Source organism: Bacillus cereus group sp. RP37, from assembly GCF_040459695.1.
Classification (GTDB): domain Bacteria; phylum Bacillota; class Bacilli; order Bacillales; family Bacillaceae_G; genus Bacillus_A.
The window spans coordinates 418,221-442,017 of sequence record NZ_JARVHP010000002.1 but is presented as its reverse complement, the minus strand read 5'-3'; the positions used below and the strand labels follow the sequence as shown (position 1 = coordinate 442,017).

Below are 23,797 nucleotides of genomic sequence, written 5' to 3'. Positions count from 1 at the left end.
GGGGAGAGCTTCTCTTATACAAGGGAGGAAACAATATGAGAAAAGTAACTGTTCCTGTTGACATGACTTCGGAACAAAAAACGCTGTTAGGTGTATTAAGTAAACGCCAATTGATTTATCTATTAGGTGGCGGGGCGGCTCTTTATTTATATGTACCATGTTTATGGCGGCTATTTGCACCTATTGATGCGGTAGTAGCGTTTTTTATTTGCTTAATTTTAGCACTACCAACGGTAGTAGGTGTAATAGCGTTTGCTTTTATTTATAAAGAAAAACAACACATGTATCTAGATAGATTTTTACTTATCAAAATGCGTAGCCGTTCCGAAAAAGGGAAGTGGAGAAAAGGGTACGAGCCAACTACATGGGTAAAGGAGAATTTATAGATGTTGGAAATGATATATTTTACGGCGATAGCCATTGTAGGATTTTTCTTTTATCGGAAAATGAACGGAAAACCGCTGTTTGGGTCTAAGAAAAAGGGGAAAAAGCAAGGCGGAGTAGAGAAACACACTGCTGAAAAAAGTGGAAAGAAAAATAAAAAGAATATGCTTGCCGAATCAGAAGTTGATGAGGATAATGTTGATTTCTTTAACGCTTTTGTAGAAGACATTAAGGAAATTGATAATCATATGATTCGTTATCATGATGATACATTTGTCTTGATTGCGGAAGCGCATCCAGTTAATTATTACTTACTCTCCAATATGGAACAAGAAGCGATTGATATCAAAATTGAATCATGGTTAACCACATTAGAGTTTAATACAAAAGTATATATTCAAAGTAAGTTTGTAGATTTAACAGATCCTGTACGAAAAATGACAGAAACGATGAAAGGTGCGAAGGACCTTACACCAGAGACAGTACTATATGGTCAAGAAGTTATCGATAACTTAGAGTACTGGCAACGTTCGCAACCTCGATATGAGCAAAAGCGTTATTTAATTTATCCATATAAGGTTGATATTAGTACAATTACTGCTGATACAGAGGAAGAGTTGGAGGAAAAGATTGTGGATAAGGCGTTTAACGAATTGTACCGTCGTTATAATGCTTCTCGAAATCTACTATCGAAAGCAAAAATTAATGTAGAAATGTTAACGAAAGATAAATTAATAGAACTTTTATACGTAGCGTTTAATCGTCGTAAAGCTGTAAAAGCGCGTTTCCAGGACTTAATTGAAAACGAGAATTTCTCCTTATATTCAACCAGTGAGACGAATGAGAGAAAACTAGAGTTACTGAAAAAAGTACTAGCGGAAGAAAAGACAGAAAAATCAAATAACGAGGTGGCGTAATTATGAAGTTATTCGGAAAAAAGAAAAAGGAAAAGAAAAAAATAGAAGCAGAAGAAAAAGATGAATTGGAACTAGAGGAGGAAGAGTTGGAAGAAGAGGAAATACCGACGCAATTAGACAATCAAACTACAGTATTTGATGTCATTGCTCCAGAAGGAATGAAAATTGACGCAGAAGATTATGGAGTAATTAAACAATCCTTAGGAAGTAATACGTTCTTCCGCCCGTTTTATATTCCACGTGATGGGTATCCACGTATGATGCAAACCAATTGGTTGAACATGTTAACTTCAGCTGGGGAAGTGGATGTGATGATCGATATACATAAAGAGCCAAAAGCCAAAGCAATGCGATCATTAGATATGCAGCTTACTATGCTACGTTCGAATCTCTCTTTCCAACGTACACGAGGAAACATTGACCAAGAAAAAGATTTAGATGCAAAAATTCAAGATACTAACAATTTAATGGATGAAATCCAGTTCAATGAAAATGATTCCTATATGGTGAGTACAATGGGTGTTGCGTATGCCGAATCAAAGAAAGAATTGGACGTTCTATGTGAGTATATTGAAGATGAAATGCAAGCATCACACTTTAAGATAGCAAGTACTTGGAATCGTGTGAAGAGTGGTTTGAAAGCTGTTATGCCACTAGGTGCACCAAATACTCTGCAAGATACCTATCGAAATATCGATAGACGTGCTCTATGTACATTTGCACCTTTTGTGTCAGGTTCCGGAAGATTTAACGGAGGTATACCGATAGGAAAGAACAAAATTACTGGGCAAGTAGAATTTTTAAATTCTTTCGGGAATGCAGATTATCGTCCACCAAACTATAACATTGGTGTGACGGGGATCTCAGGTTCCGGGAAAAGTTTACTTTTAAAAATGAAGCTCGCTCGTGAAACATCACTTGCAGATACGCATGCAATGATTATTGACCCAGAAGGTGAATTCGTAAAAATTACAAAACGTTTAGGTGGTATTAATTTAAATATTTCGCCTGAAAGTAATATCATTATCAACCCTTGTGCAATCGCTGTAACAGAACTTCAGATTACGGATAAAGATGAAGAGCTAGAAGCACTTGAACAATATGATAAGAAAGAACTTGTAGAGCGTGATGGCGTGAAGTATGTAAGATTTGTACCGATTTTAGAGAAAATCAATGAAATACTTGGATTCTTTGACATTATTATTCGCGGACAAGATTTTGATCAACCAGGATTAAATGTATTCCAGCGTACAATGCTAGAAGATGCCATTCGTGAAGTGTTTGATAAACATGGTATTACCTCACATCCTTCCTCTTTATATACAGATGAAGTGAAGAAGGTGGATGGACAATTAATTCAGTCTCAAGTAAGAAAGCCAGAACCAGAGTTAAAAGAAATCTACGATGTCATAGTAGAACATCATGGAGACGATGTGAAAGCAGAAGAATTAATTGCCGCAATTCGTCCGTTCTTACGCGATGGTTCAAAACCATTATTTGATGGGCAAAGTTATTTTGGCCGTGGTGTAGAAACACAGTTAAATGAATCACGCGTTGTTAATTTTAACATTAGTCATTTAGAGGAAGGATTTTTAAAACCAATCGCTTTCCACGTTATCTTGAACTATATTTGGGAGCATTGGATTAAGAGTCCAGAACATGCTATCAAACGAAAAGTACTGTATGTGGATGAGATGTGGCAGTTTATTGATTATGAACAAACGGTTAACTTCTTAGAAAAAGTAGCACGTCGTTCACGTAAAAGAAATGCTGGTATGTGTTGGGCGAGTCAGGACTTTGTTCGTATTTTAGAAAATGTGAAAGCACGTGGTATCTTGCAATCTACTTTCTCTTATTTCTTCTTAGAACAAAATAAGATTGATAAGAAAAAAATCCAAGAGAACTTTAACTTAACTGCTGGAGAGTTAGATATTATTCTTAACAACCCTGGAAAAGGAGAAGGAATCTTCCGTGTAGGAGATAGTTCGGTTTGGATTCAAACAGATCCATCAGACAAAGAAATGATGTTCATTGAATCGAATGAAGCGGTACTACAAGAGCTTTTAAATAACATGAAGAAAGTACAAGGGTACGCAGGATAATAGCATACCCTTGAAAAGGAAGGTGAAATTATGCTTGAGAAAATAATAGATTGGGTCGGTGGCCTTATTATTCATATGGTAAAGGCCCTCCTAGCGCCTATTTATGGATTTATGGATACTATTCCAGTTCTAGTCTTTGGTGGAGATAATGCTAATCTAGATTTTTTATATTCAAAGAATGCGGTTACGAATGTATTAGATACCGGTATGCCTGTTATGTTTAAGCTTGTTGCCTTTTGTGTCCTTGTCAGTGTAGTGATTACAGCAGCAAAATATTCAGCAACAGCTATGAATCCAAATAATCGCACGGCATTAATTGAATATGCAAAAGACTTAATGATTATCTCGATTTGCCTCTGGCATTTAGATTTCTTTTATAATTTTGTATTTGATCTAAACAATTGGATTACATTGGAATTTAAAGAGGCGATAAATGGAGTAAATAACGGGAATTTTAACCCGGATCAACAAATACCTTTATTAAAGTCGGGACTGTCTGACAATAAAACAATTACAGAGCTTTCAATGAAAGGGCATGAAAACGATTATATGTTTATCATATTCGGACTATTTATTGAAGCTGGATTAATGATTTGGGCGAATTTCTATTATTTAATGCGCGCAGTGACATTGTACGTATTAATGTTATTAGGTCCTGTAATGGTAGGAATGTGGTTATTTCCACAAAAGAAACAACAAACGTTATATTGGATTCGCGAGTTTATGGGAGCAGTATTAATTCAAGCGATTCACGCAATTACCTTATGGTTAGTCATTACACTTATTGGGGACGCAAAAAATCCTATTATAAAATTAGTATTACTTGCCATGTTTATCCCAGTTGGTGAGATTGTGAAAAGCTTTATCGGCCTGAGCACCAATGCATCAGGTGGTATTCATAGAGCGGGTACGATGATGGGGATGGGTGCTTTAGCAAGTGTGGCTGGACTGGTTAAAGGTATTCGAGATGACTATCGTAATTCAAAAGCAAAACCGGATGATAAAGGGGATAAAGAAAAGATAAAAGAAGATGCGGATAACCCGAAAGATGCATTAGGAGCGAATTTAGGGACAGATGTTGGTACAACATCTCGTGCAGCTCGTATGTTAAAAGTAGGTCAAATTGGAAGTTCAATTGGTAAAGCAACGACAGGACTTGCTGGTATGGCAGCGGGAGCTGGTCTTGGACCGGGAGCGATGGTAGTAGGCTCGCAAGTTGGAAGTGCATTAGGTGGTGCTCCTGGTGCAGTGGCCGGTAGAAGTGTTGCTGCAGTCGGTGAAGGGGCTGTAGCCTTAGGAAAACATATTAGTTCGAGTGTAAAGAAGGGTGCGGACACGTATTCAAATCTAAATGGTGAATCGTATCCGGAACTAACCGATGAAGATATCGCACAGGATTTAGCTACAAAAGATTTTGAAAATTGGAAAGCGGATAATCCTGATTCTACAGTTGCAAGCCGCTTAAAACAAGCATTCCCTAATGCTTCTGATACAGAGATTGCTAAAAAAGTAGCGAAAACAAATAGTGATCAAATGTCTCGTTTCACAAATCAGCGGAAACAAGATTTACAAAATATGAAGAAAACCGCTACACCCTATGGAAATGCTAGAGATTTAGTTAACGCTGCAACGAATGCATTCCAAAAGGGCTATGAGGCAGACCATAAAGATGCGTTTATGAGTCAGTTACCAGAAAATATGTCAGTGGAAGAGAAGGAGAAACACTGGAACGACCATCTGAGCGCAAAAGTACAAGGATTTAGGAACCACGCAGAACAGGCGGCAATAAAAGTAGGAGCCATGCCAGGTGAAGCGAAGGATAAGCAAGGAAATAATCTGTTTGATAAGTCCTATGTGGATAAAGATGCGTTTGCTTCTCGACTCGCATTAGGGAAAATTGGAAAAGAAATTGAGGGAGTAAAGGGAGAAACGTTAGAAAGTGGCCATCAAAATATGGGACGAGTAGGTGCTCTTGTCGGTGCTTCTAGTGCTGCATTCAAGAAGGCTTATTGTGCAGACCATAAGGCTGGATTCATAAAACAATTCCCTGCAGATATGCCGCAACAAGAAAAAGAAGCAGCATGGAATAAACATTTGGATCAAAAAGTACAAGGATTTAAAAATCATGCACAACAAGCGGCAGAATCGGCTGGTATTGTACTGCAAAAAGACGGTACAAACTATGCGAATAAAGAAGCTTTCGCTTCTCATTTATCACAACAGTTACAAAAAAATCCTGGCTTAAATGCAATGGGTATATCTAGTGCAGCAGGCATTCAGAAGGCAGTCAACGGTGTGAAAACACACGGTTTGACAAGTGGAACTGGAAGCCAGAAGGCAAAACAAGTAAGTAATGTTGGGAACCTAGTTCAAGCCTCTACAGAGTCCTTTAAACAGGGCTATGCAGTAGAACAACAGGCAAGCTTTATGAAAAAGTTGTCTCCAACTATGTCTCAACCACAAAAAGAGCAAGCTTGGCAGTCTCACTTAAATGAAAAAGGAAATGAATTTAAGGCAGTCGCACAACAAGCGGCAGTACAAGCGGGAGCGATGCCCGTACAGGCAAAATATACGAGTGGTAAGAGTCTTCATAATCAATCGTATATTAATAAAGATGCCTTTGCTTCGCAATTAACGAAAGGTTTACAAGGCCATGCAAGTCTTGGAACGGTGAGCCAACAAGTAGGTTCTGGAATTACTAGTGCGATTCAAGGTGTTCGTTCACATGGCGTTGCGACAGGTGGTGCAATTAATAAAGCCGTATATGCAGCGACACAAACGCAAGCGAGTATTGCACGTGCAGGAGATCTTTCCGTTGCGGAAATCGAACGCTCTTATGCAGATGCATCAACAAGTGTAGCGAATATTGCACAAAGCGCTGGTAAAATATCTATCCCAACTTCCGCAGTGGGACGTATGACACAGCAAAGTACAAAACTTGGCATGAGTGTAATGGAAGGTGTAAAACACCTTATGCTTGCGGATCGTATTGATACGGTATCAAATGCATTCTTTAGTGCTGCGAGTACTGTACAACAATCCGGAGGGAATGCAGTACAAAGAGTGATAAGTGGGACCAATGCTGCTGTCAATACATCATTAGGTGGGAATGCAGCAGAACGCCATTATAATGTAACAAAAGGGTTAAGTTATGCAGTTGGTGTAATTGGTGGTGCAGGTGCTTATCAAGCGACTGCACGTATGGTAAGTAAACATAACCCGTATAACAAAGCTGTTCAAACAGAAGCAAAAGAAATTCAAGAGATTCAGAGAATGGTACCAACAACAACGGATGCTACTGGAAATCAATCTGTTACTGAAGGGGCAGTACGCCTTGTTGTGACAAATAATAAATCATGGATTGAAGCAAAAGATTCCAGTGGTATGACGCAAGTTGTATCCCGTTATGGTAGTGGAGATAGTCGAGTTCACGAGGGACAAGTTGTATATAAAGATTTAAATATTTCTGGTGGACAATTAAAGCCGTATAAGAGTGGTATTATAGAGTCGCCAGCTTATATCCAAGATTCCAGTGGTGGCAAAATTAGTATCAGTCGTGATTTTAATATAAACCCAAATCAATTGGTAGGAAATCAAAATCAAAGACCTTTACAACAGAAAGCAGTATTTAGCGAACCGCCACTTACAGTGAATCATAAGGTAGACAATGGTCATTTCTATATGTCTGATTTGGACCAAGGTGGCTATCAAAATGTACAAATGGTTGTTGAAAGAGATCGTAGTTACATGGTTGCGACAACTACAGACGGTACAGTGTCACGTATTTCTCCGTTCGGAAAAGGAGATACACGATTACAAGCAAACCAAAGGATTGAAAGGGTTTGTGAAGTGAAAGATAGCAGTATTAAGCCGAGAGAAGAAATTCTAGTAACCCAAACACATGAAGAAGTTGTACGTACAGAGACGCATCTGAATTTATCAGAACATGATCCACAAAATCTGATTCCATTTGCGCCAAACCCTCGCTTAGCACAGCGAAAAAGAAGAAATAATGAAAATGGAAAGTATGGAGTGACAAGTCTATGAGTCAAAATCCTAACGATCCAAATGAACAGAAAAAAAGTAACCCTTTAAAAGATGTAGCTGCACACTTTATTAAGAAAAAAGGGATGCAAGCGCGCGGGAAGATGGCAAAATTAGCAGGGAAAGCAGGAAAGGCGGCAGCGAAAGCTGCTGCCAAAATGCTAAAAGCAGGTATACTAAAAATTGTGGGTGCTGTTATAGCAGCGGTTGGAGTGCCTGCCGCTTTGATTATGGGAGTAATTATTGCTGTGTGTGTGATTTTAGTCTCTTTTGTACCTTTTACCGATGATGAAAGTAAGACAGAGGAACAAGTAAAAAAATATATGGAAGTTTCAATGGCTCTGAATGTGGATTGGAAAGAAGTTGTCGCTTTTGACATGGCGCGATATGATAATGATTTGACTGGTAAAGATCCGCATGACGCTATATCATATTTCTTGGATATCCAATATGAAGAATATACGGAAAAAGAGGTATGCGAGGCAGGACCGAATGATCCTTGTGAAAAAAAGAAAAAGGAGATGCAAAAAACCAAATCTGAAAGTTACTCTGGACCGGATGTAAAAAAGATATTAGGAGATACAGATTTTAAGAAAAAAATAGATGAGATTAATGCGAGTGGAAGTAAAAAAGTGACAACATCTTCTCATGGGCTAGAGAAAGCTATGGAACTCGCAAAGTTTAGTAAGAGTCAAAAAGAGCGTGCGCGAGAGATATTAGAAGCCGGGATGTTAGAAGCGACATATGGACATCTGGCACCTTCTAGTAATTTTGTTGGTGGTATGTGTGTAGGTAATGTGAGTCCTGGCGGGGAGCCTTTCAATCTTAATGCAAAAGTTACAGGATACCTTCCTAAAATTAAAGAAATGGCAGAAAAACATGGTGTTGCTGAATATGTTGGTATTTTGGCTGCCCAAATGATGCAGGAATCAGGTGGAGCAGGAAATGACCCGATGCAGGCTTCAGAGGGGCAATATGGAGACATGAGCTCATCTTGTATAGGTGTAAAGGGAAATGCTCGTGTAGGGTGTATTAAAGATCCCAATATTTCTATAGAAGCAGGTGTACGGGAATTTAAAGATGTACTAGGAAAGGCCAATGGTGACATTGCACTTGCTTTGCAGTCTTACAACTTTGGCGAAGGTTTTATTAGTTACGCTTTAGCAAAGGGTGGCTATTCAGAAGAAACAGCTATTGAGTTCTCAAGAAGTAAGAATCATTTAAATCCAGGTGGTTGCTCCGATCCGAATAACTTCAGGACAAAGGTTAATGCATGCTACGGGGATTTTACATATGTTTCCAAAGTTTTAAAATATTACAAAGATTTAGGTTGTGTAGCAAATGGAGATGGAGAATGGATTTCTGATAAAGGTTGGAAATGGCCAACAAAATCAGGGCGTATTACAGGTACATTTGATGAAATTCATAATAACAAACCGCATAATGCTGTAGATATTGGAGCCATGACCGCTGGAAAACCAGGAGACCCCGTATGGTCGATGGAAGCGGGAGTAGTTACAGCTCAAACAGGATATGTAAACTACGGTGGTCTAGGTGTCTATATTGATCATGGGAATGGCATTGTATCCCGTTATTTACACTTGAGTAAGATTTCAGTTACACCAGGAACTATGGTAACAAAAGGACAAATTATTGGGGAAATGGGTGGTTCTAACTATGTTGGTGGCGTTCTGAATATGCTTGGTTACGCTGTCCATTTAGATTTCCAAATTCGTATAAACGACCAACCGACCGATCCACTGAAGTTCTTTAAGAAAAATGATGATCCAGGGTTATCATCTGGTGGTTCCCCTACCATGACAAATGCTAAACGACAAAAGGTACTGGAAGAAGCGAAAAAATGGCTAGGGCAAGGAAAAGTCAGATATGTATTAGGAGACCGTAATCCACCAGGTGGCTCTTCAGATTGCTCAGGGTTTACGCAGTATGTCTTTAGAACAAGCATAGGTGTACAACTTGGAGATTGGACAGGTGCTCAAGTCGGACAAGGTAAACAAGTACCAGATATCAATCATGCACAACCAGGGGATCTTATTTTCTATGAAAACCCAGGGCACGTTGCAATTTATATGGGGAATCAAAGAATGATTCATATTGGTGATAATAAAGGTGTACAAATTACAGGTCTAAACTATACAGCAAGAGGTCAACATATGACGCAAATTCGTAATGTTATAGACTGATTTGGGATGTGAAGAAATGAAGAAAGTCATGAATGTGTTAGCGAATCTGCCTCGTAAGTACTTAGTTATATTGGGAATTATTGTGTTAGTAGTAGGCGTTGCTACTTATAATACTATTCATCGTTACATGATGAAATCACAAGTGCAAGAGGAAGAGCAAGTAAACCAAGATGAAATAGAGATGCTCGGAGATAAGCCCAAGGGATTTGATACAAAAGAGGAGGAATATATCGCGAAAACAAAAACAGTAGAGGACTTACTACGAAAAATTTCTAATAGTAGTTATGATGTCCCGTATTTGTTTACAAAGGCTGGATTTGGTATTGAACCAATGAAAATGACAAGTAATGAGCGTATGCTGGCTACAGAAGCTGTACAACGATATTTCCTAAATGGGGATAAGTTTTACAATGCGCGAATTACCAAAATCGACCGTGGAAAAAAAGTAGATACGTTTCATATTGAAGTTTTAATTCAACAGGTAAACTTCTTAGAACCACGACAATTTAAAGTGCGGGTAAACCAATATGCACAAATTGTAACACCAATTGCACAAATTCCACATGGACAAGAAGAAGTACCTGTGGATTAAGAAGGAAATGAGGGGTGTGGAGAAAAACACAACCCTTTTTTAAAAAATAAAACCGTGGTTAAAAGAAATTTATATATATCGCTAAAATAAGATGAATATGGAGGGATACAAATGAGGATGTTAATTACACATATGAGTTGTTACAAAACTAAAAAAATCCTTATTTGAATAGAGAAGCCCTAGAGTTAGGGGGTCTAGGGCTTCAAGTCTGAGTATATCTCACACGGCATTATAAAGAGAAAAGAACGTATTGAAGATAACATATGAATGTTTCATAAATGTATCAAAAAAGTGAACAAATTTTTTATTTTATTAATTTGTAGGTTGATACAGTTCCCCAAACGAAAAGAACCAAATAGAAAAGTCTTTGTAGTAGACCTGCAGGTAAGGGGAAAAGAAAAACAAGTGAGATAAGAATTATTATTACTATTAAGCTTAGTAAACAGAAATATGTCCATTTTCTAGCTTTTTTAAGATTCTTAGCAAAAATAAATAATCCTGGAAATACAGTAAGCATACCTATCCAAACTAGAATAGAATGTCCAATTAGGTTTATATCTGCAGGAATTAATCCTGAAACTATAGTGGAGACTCCTATTATAAGTATAAAAAATGTTGCAATTCTATTAATTCTTGTTTTTTCTAGATACTGTGAAATATATAGTACTCCAATACAAAATGTTATTCCATTAATAATAAAGAGTAAATTCATCCAAAAATGATTAGGGGAGCATATTTCATAAGGAGCTATTTCGTAGGTGAATTTTCCACAGGTTGTTACACCTAGATCACTCATTGCGTGGTGCAAATAGTTATAAGGTGCTGTAGAAGTGAAAATAAAGAAAGGTTCAATTAAAAAGTATAGGCAAGTTGCAATCCAGCTAAATAAGCCAATCCTATTTGATATATACATTAGATTCCTCCTTAGAAAAAAGTATATTTCCATTATAGGTGGTTACATCATCAAAATTAAAAAATTGCAATTTGAGAATCGATAATCCTGTTCAATAATATAGGATTTTCTGGACAAATGTGTTTAGCAGAAAGACGTAGAAAAAATGGATGGAGCAAAAGTAAACCAAAATCGTTAATTGAATAAAAAAAGTGAAGGGTAAATACATAAACATGAATAATAGTAATTTACATAAATCAGGTTATATCATACTTATATATTTTATAATGACTCAATTTGTTGGGATTATAGGTGTCCAATTGCTTGCGAAGACAGGTTGGTATGATATTCAGGGAAACCAACAGCAAGCAATCCAACAACTTCTCGTGCATTGGGAACTAATTGGGTTTTCACTTACGTTGATAATCTTTTTTCTTATATATAGAAAAGAGATAATGAAAGATACGAAGTTATCAATTAAATTATCAAGAAACTCATTTGTATGGATTTTAGTTGGGATCATATTAATATTTCTTGGGCAGATGGTTGGCAGTCTTTTAGATAAGAGTATATTCCAGCTTACTACGCAATCAGCAAATACGTCTAGTACAGTTGCTGCTGCAGTAATATCTCCTGTGGAACTTATTTCAATTGTTCTTCTTGCACCTTTAGTAGAAGAGTTTGTTTTTCGTTATGCGGCCATAAATATTTTAACACGAAGATTTACACAAACTTGGAGTATATTAATAAGTTCATTGTTCTTTTCTATTATGCATTTTGACTTTCCATTTATATTTGGATATTTTTTAATTGGACTTGTGCTTGCTATGGTGTATGTGCGTACTAATCGGTTACTAGTATCATTTTTTGTTCATGCAATTATGAATTTAATAGTTGTTATGTTTCAAGTTATATGATGAAAAATATATTGATAAGTGGTGTTATTTGTTATTAACACCACTTATTATTTTAAAACATGAATTTAGTAATGAAATAGCCAAATTCATAACCGGTTCTTATTATTCCAGCTCCTAATATTATATATAGAGAATACTTCATAAAAAGATTCTCGTTTAAGTAGTTTTTTAGATTATTCATGTTGAATCCTCCATCTGAATTTTATTCGCTTGACTGTGATGTGTCGATCCTTCAAATAAGCTTAAATCTATCATTGTATATACTTAGTCTTTAATCTGTTTCATTAATGCTTTAGCTGCTAAAAATAACATGAAACTATTGAGGGTTAAACCTGCTAAATTTACGTAAAAGAAATTTGATTTTGTAACATTGTATATACCCATTAATACAAAACTGAAAAAGATAAATGAAGCTATTATAAGGGATACTATTTTTTGCTTATTTGTGTATGAGTTCATTATTATCACCCTTTAAGTTTAATATATGGATATAATTATATCATGAATTAATGTATGTAATTAACTATAAGATAGATATCTATGGGGATTTATATTTTTTCTTTTACAGGATAATAAGGCAGCAGATTAACATGTACAATTTGTTATACATGTTAATACTAAATTCTATAAAGAAAGACACCCTAAGGTGTCTTTCTTTATCTTGAACCATCTAAATTTTAATAATATGTATTGGACCCCCATCCAAATATTATTTTATCGTGTTAAATAATTTTATATATTGAGAAATATAATAGGTTATCCCTTGTAAACTCCTTTTCTCCATACCCACTCAATAGGACCATAACGGAAATATTTGCTCCAAATTTTGCTGAATATAATTTGCACAAAAATAATTAAAATCCCGAAGATACATAGTTGCCAGTAATATACCTGTGAGGCATCCTTAAAGCACAACGAAAGAATGACAAGAGTTAGTATACTTTGACTAATGTAATTCGTTAAAGCATACTTGCCTACGTTCATAAAGGTTTGCAGACATTTTATATATTTTTTATTCTCACAAGCTTTAAGTAGAGTACAAATATAGAATATAGCTAGCGCTTTCCCTCCAAATAGAATCCATAGTTGTACATCCTTAGAGTAATAGACATCCGCTTTTATAAAGTAGTAGATAATAGGGTAAGAGAGAAGACATGAAATGCATAACGAACTCCACTGTAAAAATCTAATTTTCTTTATTAATTCCGGCACCCTTTTAAAAATATTTTTCTTACCAGCCCATAAGCCGATTAAAAATAAGCCTATATATTCTGGAATTCCAATTAGTAGTTGTCGGAGTTCCTCTATCATCAGAAAAAACAAACGTGCTTTTACTTGATATAAATAATGTGTAAATAGATTTACCGTGTGGTTGGTAGTGTTGCCTGTAAACATATATTGATAGTAAGTTGGTACTTCAGGAATAGAAGAACTTGCTTGTAAAAATATAATAATATGTAATACATAACTAACCGTTAGGAAACTACAACCAGCTATAAAAATAAGCTTAGTAGATTGCTTATAAAAGAACAATAGAATAAATCCAGCTATAGCATACGCATGTAGAATATCTCCATACCATAGAAAGGTGAAGTGAAGTAAACCGAAGGCTAATAAAATACACAGTCTGCGAATAAACAACTTATACATGAGATATCCTTTTACTTCTGCATTTTTCATAAAGATATAAAATCCTACTCCAAATAAGAATGCGAAAATAGTGTAGAACTTTGCTTGTATAAACAAATCTGCTAAAAAACGAATCGCTTTATCTGTACCAGAGTAACCTGCCTGATTAAAGGGATCTAGCCCCGTCATAGTAGGTAGATTCACAAAAAGGATACATAGTATGGCGATACCTCTTATTATGTCTAAAGATTGAATACGGGCGTTTTGTTTCATGTTAATTCTCCTTTCGTACAAAGAAAAACGAGCACTATACTAGCTAGCACTCGAATTACGTCTTGCAAAGAATCCATCATATGTAGCAGCTGACACTACTCCTTCTAGGCGTTCAACTTCTTCACCCCTGTTATAAGCTACAACAACTGGAGTACCTGGAATGTCGAACTCTTGAAAGGCACTTTGATTTTCTGGTGTAGAGATATCAATACGATAGATGGTTCTATCATGCTTTTTCGACATACTATTGATATCCGGTGCAGCTTTTTTACAAAAATGACAGGTTGGTTGATAGTAATACGCAATGAACTCTTCATGGGATTGTATTTTTTGCTTTAATTCTTCTTTTGAAATATCTCTAATATTTTTGGGTGATCCTGTTGTTTCTGCAGCTGACACAATTGTTTTGTTTTGTGTTACAGTCTCTGGGTTAACAGATTCATTTTTAGTTAAAGTAAAGATTGTGATACCAATAACACATAAAGTTGTTATAACTGCTCCAATTTTGTAGATTTTTTTCATAGTATATTCCTCCTTAAAATAAAAAAAGGACAAACCTCGCCCGAGTTAACAGGGCGTAAGGTTTGTCCTTCACGCTACGTACAATAAAGTATAAACAATGGAAACAAATTTTCTATCTATATAATAACATAAAATTTATATAGAATGCTATAATAATTTTAGAGGGAAGAAAAGGGTTAATTAAGTAAATATAATTTCACGTACCAAATTAAAGTTAAAAAACTATACCCATCACAATAAGGGGATACAGAACAGCAATTACGCAAGAAATTAAAATTAGACCTGTTAAAAAATAAATTGGCAGAAGAGCATGTGAAAGTTACAGAAAGTGAACTCAAAGCACTATATGATACAAAAAAACGAAATTACATATAAGCCATATTCTATTAGCAAACGAGGCATAAGCTAAAGAAGTAAAAGCGAAACTAGATTCTGGGGAAGATTTCACTAAGTTAGCCATAGAATATTCTCAAGATAGTGCAACTAAAAACGTGGGTGGCGACATGGGGTTACTTCAATCTGGCAGTATGATACCCGCATTTGAAGACAAAGCTTATGAGTTACAGGTTGGACAAATAAGCGAACCGATACAAACCGATTACGGTTTTCATATTATAAAAATACTAGATAAACAAAAACTTCCGTCATTTAAAGAAATGAAACCTCAACTTACTGCCAACTTATTTGAACAAAATATGGATCCACAAAAACTGCAGAACGAAAATGGAAAGTTAGTTGATAAAGCAGATTTAAAAATTAATGAGGAAACACTATAAGGCATGTATAAAAAGAAAGAAGTAATTGAAAAAACTTCACCAAGATAGGAATTTATTAAGCAGAATCAATCATTATTTCATAATAAAAAATACCAAACAAGATGATATTGTTTTCCAATGAGATAAAATGTATAATGAGAGTGTAGAGATAAACCTTTTATTAAAGGTTTTAACTCACTAACTATGTGCATAATAATAAAAGACGAGATGCTGGTAACATCCCGTCTAATTTGTAACTGCTGCCGTTAGGTGGTAGATTGCAAAGTTTAATTATTTTTTCTTTGAACCACCTTTCTTACGTTTGGCAGACGTCTGGGTGGTTCTTTTACTTTTATTATTACGTTTTGCTACTAACTTGTTAGCACAAGCAGTTGCAAAAGTTGTTATGAACACTGTTACGAATAGTTTCGTAGTGTCCTGTAATAATTGTTGTAAAAATTCCATATCGGTTACACCTCCTTTCCCTCTAAATTAAGAGAAAGAAAGGCTGCAACCTCCCACCACACGCCTTCAGTTACTAGCTATATTATACCATAATTAGAATACGTTATAGTTTATATTTTATTTTAAAACTTATTATTGCAGAGAGTATTGAAGATAAATATCTTAAACGCTTTTTTATGAAATTTACCCTTTCTATTACCTAACTCCTATAAATGTCCGCTAATAATTTATGAATTTACAAAAAACTCATGATAAACACACATTAAATCCACTCAAAATTATATAAATAGTTCATGACATATAAAACAAATTAATCACTATATAAGTATATTGCAAATAAAAAATACTATTAGAAAGTGAGGATATATCATGAATAGAATTCTAGATACTAATATTGATACTCAAATTCCCGAAGATGATATCGAACTATTAAAGGCAATGGTACACCCATTATGACTACATATCATTAATGAATTAACTAATAAGAAAACGTTAAATGTAACTCAACTACAGAAATTTTGAATATTCCACAATCTACAACATCTCAACATCTATATAAACTAAAAAGGAACGTTCTACATGCTGAAAGAAAAGGGCTAGAGGTATACTACTCTATAAACAATTCGAAAGCAGATAAAATTGTAGAAATCCTCAATGTTTCGAATATAAATTAAAACAAAAATATAACCAAATAAGAAGCCGTTATAGGGGTCTCGCCACATCGCTATCCAGCTAAAAAGGACGAGTTACCTCAAAATAATAAAAACGAGCATAATACATAAAATTATCGTTTTGGGGTATTTCAAAATCTTAAGTTGATGGGCATGTGGTGGGACCCCTATATATGTGAGAAAAGAGAGAGAAATCATCATTACATTAATGAAAAGGAGTGTACGAATTGGGATATTTCAACCCTGAATTGATGAAAAGCAATCTAGATCAGGAAGAAACAATACAAATTGTAAAAAACTATATAAAGAGATTAGCAGAAACATGTGAAGATAAAGAGTATGCAGCGGAAATTATTGAACGTATTTACAATGAGGATACTACTTGTAAGGATACCTACTTTATTTTAGAGTGTAAAAAGCTAACATAGGTATACTATTGCAAAAAAGACACTATAGAAAGTGTCTTTTTTTACGTTGACATTCTATGAAAGAAAATGTAGTGATTAATCATAGTTTGTTGGATTCTTCTTATATATGGTGCATAACTTGAGATTGTATAATGTCTTTCCATAAATCCTCCCTTATTGAAGTAGAAGGAACATGTATACTAGGGAACAAAAAACAAAAAAAGAACATTTTAATAAGAGAACCAGATTTTATAGTAAAATAGATACCATGGTATGAATGTACGTTTTAGATATGAGCTTAATGGACCATATGCTTATAGAATTGAGAAAGAACTTAAAACAAATAGGTTGTATATTTTAAGACAGTAATGCTTCGAGCAGTATAGATGGCACGTCAATAACTTAAATGATTTAATATTCACACTATATATAAGTTAAAGTATACGACTAAGGAAAAGAGGGATTTGCAGTGTGCTGCACATTCAAGAATTAATTCTTACGTAGGGAGTGCTTATATGAAACGTTTGAAGCATGTAATATTGCTAGTATTATGTTTCTTATGTCTAAGTGGTTGTAATCAAGAAAATGGAGCTGAGGTACAAGAATATATAAAAGAAAAACACGGTATTGATGTAGTTGTAACAGATTGGAGCTCGATAAATGAAAATAATGGTGGTAATACCTACCATACTGTGCAAGAAAAAAATAACAAATATCTAAAATTCCGAGTAAAGGTACAAGGTCTCCTCTATTCAAATCCAGTAGGTGATGAATACCAATACGGAAAAAAAACATTTGAGGAATATAAGAAATTCAAACCAACTTTAGAAGAAATAAAAAAATTAGGCTACGTGGAATTTGAAACGGAAAATCCTCTTCAATATATATTAGATAATAAAGATCCAGATGAAGGAAAACCAACTAATGAATTATTATTAACTTTGCAAATGAGTAATGAGATTGACTTTAGCCAATTGAATTCAGTAGAATTAGATCGTTTATATGCTCTATTTCAACTCATTCAGAAGAATAATAAAAAGATAACAGAACTTGAAATTAAGGATCAAAATGGTAAATCTTTAGGTGGACCTTTTAAAAATGTACAAAATATAATAACAAAAGAAGAACTGTTACTAACAATGAAATCCACGATGAAAGACGCCATAAACGTTTATTGGGAAAATTGGATTAGAACGCAAACAAAAGTAGAAGAAAGATTACATGAAATGCAAAACGATCGATTTGCAATTAAAAGTATTACTTATTCAAGTTCGGATGTTGAAGATAGTCGAAAATATATAGTGACTTTAGTTATTAATACCACCAATAATATATTTGAAAACAATCCTCTTTTAATTGAGGATTTAATCAAAGTAACCACAATCCTTAAAGAAGAACTATATAATAAAAACTTTAACATCTATTTAACCAATAAGACAGGAACAATAAATGAAAATTGGTTATCGTCAAAAGAAATCAAAGAAGCAAATAACATCGAAGATCTTGTAAAAGAAAGAGATCCTACGAATTAAATTTAAAGTCCTTTTCATTGCTACCGATAATGAGACGTTTTGTTAATCTCACGTGAATACTCTATTTATGAGAATTTGTACTAAGTTGTCTTTGCTGATGGTACAATCAAAATCATGGAGGTTTATTATGTTGATTTTTTATGTAATACCATTTTTTCTTATATCCAGTACTTCAATATTTTTATTTTTCATGTCTGTTTCACCAAAAATTAAGGCTAAAAATCTATCATCGATAATAATCTGTTTAGCGATAAATCTACTTACAATTCCAATTTCTGGTTTGGTAGGTTCGTTTGTTTCTTATACAAATGAGGCGGCAACAGAATTTACATATAATAACCCACTTTATTTTTGGAAAGGATTTTTCTTTATTCAAATAATACCGCTTTTCATACTACTTGTAGCTTTGATACGGTGGTTTATCCTTAAGGGTAAAGAAAAAATTGAAACATAAAATTTTAAAATGATTTCCAATAATGATGCGTTATGTTAACTTCATATGTATAGAGTATACAGTCAAAAAAGTACAATACATCGCTTCTTCTAAATGGTACAATTATGGAAAAAGGGGTGGAAGAATATGTATGATTACAAATTTGTGAAAGTCGAAATTGATGGATGGAAATGGCAACCCAAAGAAGATTATAAGCGTATTATTATAGAGCATGCTGAGGATGGTTGGGAATTTGTTCAAGTCCTTACTCTAACACTCGCAGGATATACGAGTTCTTTGGAGATTATCTTCAAACGAACCAAAGAATTTCTTTAAAAAACGAAAGAGGTTTGCCTTAAATAACATACAAAAAGAACTGAAATATTTTGGGATCTAATTGTTCTCGATTTAACTTATAAGACAAATAAGCTAATATTAATCAACTTCCATATGGACAGCTTATTGTATTTTTTTGCTTAGCGTGTTTTTCTTCAAAAATGCTGGCGGTACCCAGATATTACTTAACATGGTAAAATAATATTTGGATGGGAGTCCAATACATATTATTAATATTAAAGTGGTTCAAGTCGGAGGAAGGCACCTTAGGGTGTCTTTTCTTTATTTTCTAAAGGACCTGCTCAATTAATTCTTCAAAACATAAGGTAAAGTGACCCCATTAAAATGCATGGAATGAACCCTAGTTTTACCTCTGATCTAAAGGAGGCACTATTGTTATGGGATATGGTGGTAGTTGCGGCGAAGGCTGCGGTTTTGCTGGAGGATTTGCTTTATTAGTTGTATTGTTTATTCTATTAATCATTATCGGATGCAGTTGTTTCTGCTAAAAACTATTGGAAAAGGCACCTTAAGGTGTCTTTTCTTTATGAAATTTACATTAAATTAATTAAACTTTATAAATAGATGTAGTAAAATAAAGTTGGGTGGAAACCCAGATATATTTGTGATGTAAGAGAAGTCTTATGTAGATTAAGTAGAGAGAAGGCACTTTTAGGGAAGTGTCTTTTCTCTATGCGACAAAATTATGATTAATAAAAAAGATAATTTAAAATTGGGGGGCTATATGAAAATTTGTAGTGAATGCAACTCTACTGGAATCGAGAATACCCAGTGTTGTGGAGAATGCAAAAAAAAATTTGAACTATCGAACGAAGAAATAGTAGATCTTGAACAAAAGAAACTTCAAACTAATAAAATTTCATGGATACAATTTGTTTTGGGGATATTTAGTATTGGTATTGCAACAATACTATTTGTAGGTGTTCCATTAGAGATAACAAAATCTTTAGAGTTTATTCAGAAGAATTTTAGCGCTAATAATATTAAGTTAGTAAATAATTTTTTATTGAATTTCTTTAATTTGTTAATAATAATTTTATTTATATCAATATACAAACCATTTCGTAGAATGATATTATCCATATTTAATATTAAACCTCTGTATTCATTTCGAACATATATATATATTTTCTTAGCTAATCTTATGATTATAGCGACAGATAATATAACTTATCTATATTTTTCTGATTCTGCTAATATCCAGGATAAATCCTTAGGTATAGAAAATTTACATGAGAAGACATTGATTATTTATATACTTACTATGTTATCAATTGTTGTAATTGGACCGATATGTGAAGAAATATTATATCGTGGAATTATTATTAAATTTTTTGAAGTGAAATATTCTTTTGTAGTTGGATTAATTATATCTAGTTTATTGTTTGGAATAGCTCATAATTATGATATCGGATTTATTATTTTTGCAACTATAATGGGAATTATGTATTCATTACTTTATAATAAAACTAATTCACTTTTTCCTTGTATAATTGCTCATATTACTTATAACTTATATGCATTCTTGTAAAAAATATTGAGGATACCCCAAATGGTAATTTTAAAGACTCTATTTTGAAAAAAGTTTAAATAAAATAGAGTCTCTTGTTAGAAATCTGAATTTATTTTTTATACATAACCTATTCTTCAAACCAAAACAGAACATCAATAGGCGCTTTTAAAACCTTTGCAATATCATAAGTAAGTTTGAATGAAGGGTTATATTTTCCATTTTCAAGATTGCCAATTGTTTCCCTTCTAACACCAACCCCATTAGCTAAATCTTCTTGAGACATATTTAACTTTACTCTATATTCTTTCATTCGAGTCTTAAGTGGCATCTTGCATCCCTTTCTTTTCTCTACGCTCAAATACTTCTAAATTAATTATGAATGTGCCTAAAGGTATGGAAAATGAAATTATAACGAATAACCGAATTATATGTACATTTTCAAATATAAAAACACTTAAGAGTAGTATACTGCCTAGTACTATTGCTACAAAAAAAGCTCTTGTAGCGGCGATCCGAACATGCAGCATAAAAAGCTCATCCGGTACTACTCTTGCATATGCGAAGAAGAAAAAGAAACCGAAAAAATAATATGCCCATAAAATATTACCTAAAAATGTAAGCGGACCTAAAAAGCCCAAAAAACCAAGAAATCCTAAATATGCTAATTTATTTTTCATATAAACCTCCTATGTGATATATTTCGCTCTTTATGTTATAAATATATCACATAAACTTGATAATAAAAAGGACAGAAAACAGTACAACAGTTTTATAAACGTCGCAAATTTATCTAAAAGTTACATCAATATTACTTAACATGGTAAAATAATATTTGGATGGGAGTCCAATACATATTATTAAAATTAAAGTGGTTCAAGTCGGAGGAAGGCACCGTAGGGTGTCTTTTCTTTATTTCATTTCGACATAATATGACAAAATAGTTGTGATTATATTTGTTATGATAGTTCAGGTAAATCTTATATTTTAAACGCTGGGGGATACATACTATGAACAAAAAACTATTAACAACACTTACTTGTTTCGCTTTATTTATGGGATTAGCAGCATGTTCATCTAACGAGACAGCAAGTACTTCCAAAGAATCTAAAGCTGAGCAAGAAGCACAAAAGGAAGCTGAGAAAGCGAAGAAAGCTGAAGAAAAAGGGACTGTGAAAAAGGAGAAAGCAGAACAAGAGACGGCTGAAAAGCAACGCAAACAGCAAGAAGAGGCTACAAAAAAGGAACAACCAACAACTACTTCTGGTAACACTATTAAAGGCTTAAGAGACGAACTATCCATTGGTATGCCATTTAAAGATTATCTTGCTAAAAAGAAATCATTAAATGTAGAGAATCCCTTCAGTATTTCACTCGGAAAAGGTAATGTAGGTAGTGTTCTTCAAGCTCAAGATGGAGTATTAGTTGTATGTATTGATGGAGAAAAGATATTTGATTTAAAAGTATTTAAAACTATTGACGAAGTTAAAGCGTATGAAAAAAGCTTAAAAACAAAATGAAATAACATTTAGATGGGAGTCCAATACATAGTATTGAAATTAAAGTGGCTCAAGTCGGAGGAAGGCACCTTAGGGTGTCTTTTTTTATACGTGGGGTCTCGCCACATCGCTATCAAGCTAAGCTCATATAATGTCAATTATAGTAAAGGTTGTTTCTTTTTTCTAAAGGCTAGGTGTTGGGAATTGAAAGATTTGCATACGAAATAAGCCCTAATGGGTTTCATTTTTTTGATTTAAGCCGCTTGATTATCAGACATAGTACAATTGTAAACAACACCTAATATATCAAAGACTGTTTTCTTCTCATACCTATGAGATTTTCTCCCGTTTTGCTGTAGAAGATTGAACAGGCGAATTAGAATCTTTGATAGCTCTTGGGTGTCTTTCTGTATAGCTTGGAAAAGAAGAAAAAAGTAATCTTTAATCATATATAGTGCCTTATATTCACTTAGTTCTCTTTTCTTTTTCATAAGAAGTAATTGCCGCATTTGAAACATGATAGAAGAACAGAGTAGAATGGCAATCAGTTGCCCATACAAATGGCATTCTAATCGTTCTGGTTTTATCTTTTTACAATGATGAGTTTGAAAGAATGATTTCCACGTTTTAAATAAAATCTCGATTTGCCAACGTAAAGAATACCAGTCATGTACCTGTCCCATCGGGACAATATCTGTAGGGGTGTTTGTCATATATACATTGATACCACTGAGTCGTTTACTACGAGGAGAATACTTCATTCCTTTCTTTTTTTCTCTTACAGCTTGATCTTGTAATCGTTTTTGTTGCTGTTGTTTGGTTAATCGGTGAACAATTACACGAGCTGGCACTTTATCAATCATTCCTACATAAGCAACAGATATTTCACATGTTTGTCCTGGTTGAAGAGAGTTCATTAAAACCTCCATATCTATCTGTATATACTCTGTACCTTTCTTTATTCTTCCATCCTGAAAATAATCAGGTGTGAGATTTTTTTGATAAATACGTGTATTGGATTTAATACGAGAGATATAGTAAGCCTTTTTATCTTGTATATGTTGAAGATCTTTTAAATGAAAATACCCTAAATCACGGATACATAAATCATTTGGTTCCACAGTTGGAACACACAGAGAACCATAGGTTCGATCATGCTGTTTACCGGGACCTGTATGAATATGTAGGAACTTTCCACTTAATAAGTCATACTCAAGCTGAATCTTTAACCCCGCTGTATGGCTGCATCCTCCTGCACCTGGATAAACAAATGAAAAAGAATCTGGGAGTTGAAATGCGGTTGAATCTAAAATACGAATACGCTTGAAAACAGAAGTATATGGAGAAGAAAGCGGCATAGATGAGGTTAATTTTTGGTTTAGTAGTTCAGCTAATACATGTTGTAAAAGTTGAACGGCCGCTTTATTAAATCTTTGATTCAGTCCCTCGGGACTAATGAGTACTTCTGTTGATGATTCTAAACAGCTAGATAACTGAGTTAAAGAAGTTGTAGCGACATTTTGGCTCATCCATACACATAAAGCGACTAAATCTTTTGCTTGGTATTTACTGGTCCGTTGTACGAAACCGACATCCCTAGCAAAATCTCGTAAGGTATTTGGAGATAAAAAACTTTGAATCTCTTGAGCAAATAGTTGTAATTCGTCATACACAGAAACAGACATAAAAAAC

The 23,797-nt window shown here is 34.1% G+C and carries 22 protein-coding genes and 2 pseudogenes; 16 read left to right on the top strand and 8 right to left on the bottom strand.

Annotation, left to right across the window (positions count from 1 at the left end; genetic code table 11):
- Positions 1-35: 35 nt before the first annotated feature.
- The 6 genes from QCI44_RS30265 (at position 36) to QCI44_RS30240 (ending at position 10,243) form a co-directional block, all read left to right on the top strand.
- Positions 36-386, top strand: a complete 351-nt coding sequence (locus QCI44_RS30265) for a PrgI family protein (RefSeq protein WP_016135675.1) — start codon at positions 36-38, stop codon at positions 384-386.
- On the top strand, positions 387-1,301 hold the full coding sequence (locus tag QCI44_RS30260; RefSeq protein WP_016135674.1) for a hypothetical protein: 915 nt from the start codon (positions 387-389) through the stop codon (positions 1,299-1,301).
- Between the two features lie 65 nt (positions 1,302-1,366).
- Positions 1,367-3,403, top strand: a complete 2,037-nt coding sequence (locus QCI44_RS30255; protein ID WP_483299562.1) for a VirB4 family type IV secretion system protein — start codon at positions 1,367-1,369, stop codon at positions 3,401-3,403.
- Between the two features lie 30 nt (positions 3,404-3,433).
- A complete protein-coding gene (locus QCI44_RS30250; protein ID WP_016135672.1) occupies positions 3,434-7,450 on the top strand; it encodes a type IV secretion system protein in 4,017 nt (1,338 codons plus the stop codon).
- On the top strand, positions 7,447-9,651 hold the full coding sequence (locus QCI44_RS30245; RefSeq protein WP_353811650.1) for a lysozyme family protein: 2,205 nt from the start codon (positions 7,447-7,449) through the stop codon (positions 9,649-9,651). The genes QCI44_RS30250 and QCI44_RS30245 overlap by 4 nt, the downstream gene beginning before the upstream one ends.
- A 16-nt stretch (positions 9,652-9,667) precedes the next feature.
- The gene (locus tag QCI44_RS30240; RefSeq protein ID WP_016089774.1) at positions 9,668-10,243 is read left to right on the top strand and encodes a hypothetical protein; all 576 of its coding nucleotides are present in this window, start codon (positions 9,668-9,670) and stop codon (positions 10,241-10,243) included.
- A gap of 304 nt (positions 10,244-10,547) precedes the next feature.
- On the opposite strand, the gene QCI44_RS30235 is transcribed toward QCI44_RS30240, so the two are convergent.
- Entirely contained in the window at positions 10,548-11,156 is a 609-nt protein-coding gene (locus QCI44_RS30235; protein WP_016135670.1) for a DUF998 domain-containing protein, read from the bottom strand.
- A 212-nt stretch (positions 11,157-11,368) separates the two neighbouring features.
- Here QCI44_RS30235 and QCI44_RS30230 point away from each other — a divergent pair, with 212 nt between their 5' ends.
- Positions 11,369-12,052, top strand: a complete 684-nt coding sequence (locus QCI44_RS30230; RefSeq protein ID WP_088083983.1) for a CPBP family intramembrane glutamic endopeptidase — start codon at positions 11,369-11,371, stop codon at positions 12,050-12,052.
- 264 nt (positions 12,053-12,316) lie between these two features.
- Here QCI44_RS30230 and QCI44_RS30225 read toward each other — a convergent pair whose 3' ends face one another.
- The 3 genes from QCI44_RS30225 to QCI44_RS30215 form a co-directional block, all read right to left on the bottom strand.
- Positions 12,317-12,511 (bottom strand): hypothetical protein, encoded by a 195-nt coding sequence (locus QCI44_RS30225; RefSeq protein WP_016089770.1) that lies wholly within the window; start codon positions 12,509-12,511, stop codon positions 12,317-12,319.
- Between the two features lie 297 nt (positions 12,512-12,808).
- A complete protein-coding gene (locus QCI44_RS30220) occupies positions 12,809-13,954 on the bottom strand; it encodes a DUF418 domain-containing protein (RefSeq protein ID WP_016135667.1) in 1,146 nt (381 codons plus the stop codon).
- 39 nt (positions 13,955-13,993) lie between these two features.
- Positions 13,994-14,476, bottom strand: a complete 483-nt coding sequence (locus QCI44_RS30215; protein ID WP_016089768.1) for a thioredoxin family protein — start codon at positions 14,474-14,476, stop codon at positions 13,994-13,996.
- Between the two features lie 416 nt (positions 14,477-14,892).
- On the opposite strand from QCI44_RS30215, the pseudogene QCI44_RS30210 reads away from it, so the two are divergent.
- Positions 14,893-15,252 (top strand): annotated as a pseudogene (locus QCI44_RS30210) (peptidylprolyl isomerase); the annotation flags it as partial.
- Positions 15,253-15,522: 270 nt separating this feature from the next.
- Here the strand turns inward: QCI44_RS30210 and QCI44_RS30205 are convergent.
- Positions 15,523-15,696: a hypothetical protein gene (locus tag QCI44_RS30205; protein ID WP_016089766.1), complete on the bottom strand. Its 174-nt coding sequence runs from the start codon at positions 15,694-15,696 to the stop codon at positions 15,523-15,525.
- A gap of 369 nt (positions 15,697-16,065) precedes the next feature.
- Between QCI44_RS30205 and QCI44_RS30200 the strand changes: the two are divergent.
- The 7 genes and pseudogenes from QCI44_RS30200 (at position 16,066) to QCI44_RS30170 (ending at position 20,627) form a co-directional block, all read left to right on the top strand.
- Positions 16,066-16,370 (top strand): annotated as a pseudogene (locus QCI44_RS30200) (ArsR/SmtB family transcription factor).
- Positions 16,371-16,594: 224 nt separating this feature from the next.
- Positions 16,595-16,795 (top strand): hypothetical protein, encoded by a 201-nt coding sequence (locus QCI44_RS30195; protein ID WP_016089765.1) that lies wholly within the window; start codon positions 16,595-16,597, stop codon positions 16,793-16,795.
- 494 nt (positions 16,796-17,289) lie between these two features.
- On the top strand, positions 17,290-18,306 hold the full coding sequence (locus QCI44_RS30190) for a hypothetical protein (protein WP_353811649.1): 1,017 nt from the start codon (positions 17,290-17,292) through the stop codon (positions 18,304-18,306).
- Between the two features lie 127 nt (positions 18,307-18,433).
- A complete protein-coding gene (locus tag QCI44_RS30185; RefSeq protein ID WP_016089763.1) occupies positions 18,434-18,760 on the top strand; it encodes a hypothetical protein in 327 nt (108 codons plus the stop codon).
- A 126-nt stretch (positions 18,761-18,886) separates the two neighbouring features.
- Positions 18,887-19,075, top strand: a complete 189-nt coding sequence (locus tag QCI44_RS30180; protein ID WP_016089762.1) for a DUF4177 domain-containing protein — start codon at positions 18,887-18,889, stop codon at positions 19,073-19,075.
- Between the two features lie 398 nt (positions 19,076-19,473).
- Positions 19,474-19,584: a YjcZ family sporulation protein gene (locus QCI44_RS30175; protein WP_000540371.1), complete on the top strand. Its 111-nt coding sequence runs from the start codon at positions 19,474-19,476 to the stop codon at positions 19,582-19,584.
- A 197-nt stretch (positions 19,585-19,781) separates the two neighbouring features.
- Positions 19,782-20,627 (top strand): CPBP family intramembrane glutamic endopeptidase, encoded by an 846-nt coding sequence (locus tag QCI44_RS30170; RefSeq protein ID WP_346724712.1) that lies wholly within the window; start codon positions 19,782-19,784, stop codon positions 20,625-20,627.
- 109 nt (positions 20,628-20,736) lie between these two features.
- On the opposite strand, the gene QCI44_RS30165 is transcribed toward QCI44_RS30170, so the two are convergent.
- Positions 20,737-20,937: a helix-turn-helix transcriptional regulator gene (locus QCI44_RS30165; protein ID WP_016135664.1), complete on the bottom strand. Its 201-nt coding sequence runs from the start codon at positions 20,935-20,937 to the stop codon at positions 20,737-20,739.
- Complete coding sequence (locus QCI44_RS30160) at positions 20,927-21,286, bottom strand: DUF3796 domain-containing protein (RefSeq protein ID WP_016089759.1); 360 nt, start codon at positions 21,284-21,286, stop codon at positions 20,927-20,929. Before QCI44_RS30160 ends, QCI44_RS30165 begins: the two co-directional genes overlap by 11 nt.
- A 330-nt stretch (positions 21,287-21,616) precedes the next feature.
- Here QCI44_RS30160 and QCI44_RS30155 point away from each other — a divergent pair, with 330 nt between their 5' ends.
- Positions 21,617-22,126: a hypothetical protein gene (locus QCI44_RS30155; RefSeq protein ID WP_016089758.1), complete on the top strand. Its 510-nt coding sequence runs from the start codon at positions 21,617-21,619 to the stop codon at positions 22,124-22,126.
- Positions 22,127-22,359: 233 nt separating this feature from the next.
- On the opposite strand, the gene QCI44_RS30150 is transcribed toward QCI44_RS30155, so the two are convergent.
- Entirely contained in the window at positions 22,360-23,790 is a 1,431-nt protein-coding gene (locus QCI44_RS30150; protein ID WP_016135663.1) for an IS4 family transposase, read from the bottom strand.
- Positions 23,791-23,797: the final 7 nt, after the last annotated feature.

What these genes read in the sequence shown, in the direction of transcription:
- QCI44_RS30265 (WP_016135675.1), top strand. Translation starts at nt 36, where the DNA reads ATGAGAAAAGTAACTGTTCCTGTTGACATGACTTCGGAACAAAAAACG.
- QCI44_RS30260 (WP_016135674.1), top strand. Translation starts at nt 387, where the DNA reads ATGTTGGAAATGATATATTTTACGGCGATAGCCATTGTAGGATTTTTC.
- QCI44_RS30250 (WP_016135672.1), top strand. Translation starts at nt 3,434, where the DNA reads ATGCTTGAGAAAATAATAGATTGGGTCGGTGGCCTTATTATTCATATG.
- QCI44_RS30245 (WP_353811650.1), top strand. Translation starts at nt 7,447, where the DNA reads ATGAGTCAAAATCCTAACGATCCAAATGAACAGAAAAAAAGTAACCCT.
- QCI44_RS30240 (WP_016089774.1), top strand. Translation starts at nt 9,668, where the DNA reads ATGAAGAAAGTCATGAATGTGTTAGCGAATCTGCCTCGTAAGTACTTA.
- QCI44_RS30235 (WP_016135670.1), bottom strand. Translation starts at nt 11,156, where the DNA reads ATGTATATATCAAATAGGATTGGCTTATTTAGCTGGATTGCAACTTGC.
- QCI44_RS30230 (WP_088083983.1), top strand. Translation starts at nt 11,369, where the DNA reads ATGAATAATAGTAATTTACATAAATCAGGTTATATCATACTTATATAT.
- QCI44_RS30225 (WP_016089770.1), bottom strand. Translation starts at nt 12,511, where the DNA reads ATGAACTCATACACAAATAAGCAAAAAATAGTATCCCTTATAATAGCT.
- QCI44_RS30220 (WP_016135667.1), bottom strand. Translation starts at nt 13,954, where the DNA reads ATGAAACAAAACGCCCGTATTCAATCTTTAGACATAATAAGAGGTATC.
- QCI44_RS30215 (WP_016089768.1), bottom strand. Translation starts at nt 14,476, where the DNA reads ATGAAAAAAATCTACAAAATTGGAGCAGTTATAACAACTTTATGTGTT.
- QCI44_RS30205 (WP_016089766.1), bottom strand. Translation starts at nt 15,696, where the DNA reads ATGGAATTTTTACAACAATTATTACAGGACACTACGAAACTATTCGTA.
- QCI44_RS30190 (WP_353811649.1), top strand. Translation starts at nt 17,290, where the DNA reads ATGAAACGTTTGAAGCATGTAATATTGCTAGTATTATGTTTCTTATGT.
- QCI44_RS30185 (WP_016089763.1), top strand. Translation starts at nt 18,434, where the DNA reads ATGTTGATTTTTTATGTAATACCATTTTTTCTTATATCCAGTACTTCA.
- QCI44_RS30180 (WP_016089762.1), top strand. Translation starts at nt 18,887, where the DNA reads ATGTATGATTACAAATTTGTGAAAGTCGAAATTGATGGATGGAAATGG.
- QCI44_RS30175 (WP_000540371.1), top strand. Translation starts at nt 19,474, where the DNA reads ATGGGATATGGTGGTAGTTGCGGCGAAGGCTGCGGTTTTGCTGGAGGA.
- QCI44_RS30170 (WP_346724712.1), top strand. Translation starts at nt 19,782, where the DNA reads ATGATTAATAAAAAAGATAATTTAAAATTGGGGGGCTATATGAAAATT.
- QCI44_RS30165 (WP_016135664.1), bottom strand. Translation starts at nt 20,937, where the DNA reads ATGCCACTTAAGACTCGAATGAAAGAATATAGAGTAAAGTTAAATATG.
- QCI44_RS30160 (WP_016089759.1), bottom strand. Translation starts at nt 21,286, where the DNA reads ATGAAAAATAAATTAGCATATTTAGGATTTCTTGGTTTTTTGGGCTTT.
- QCI44_RS30155 (WP_016089758.1), top strand. Translation starts at nt 21,617, where the DNA reads ATGAACAAAAAACTATTAACAACACTTACTTGTTTCGCTTTATTTATG.
- QCI44_RS30150 (WP_016135663.1), bottom strand. Translation starts at nt 23,790, where the DNA reads ATGTCTGTTTCTGTGTATGACGAATTACAACTATTTGCTCAAGAGATT.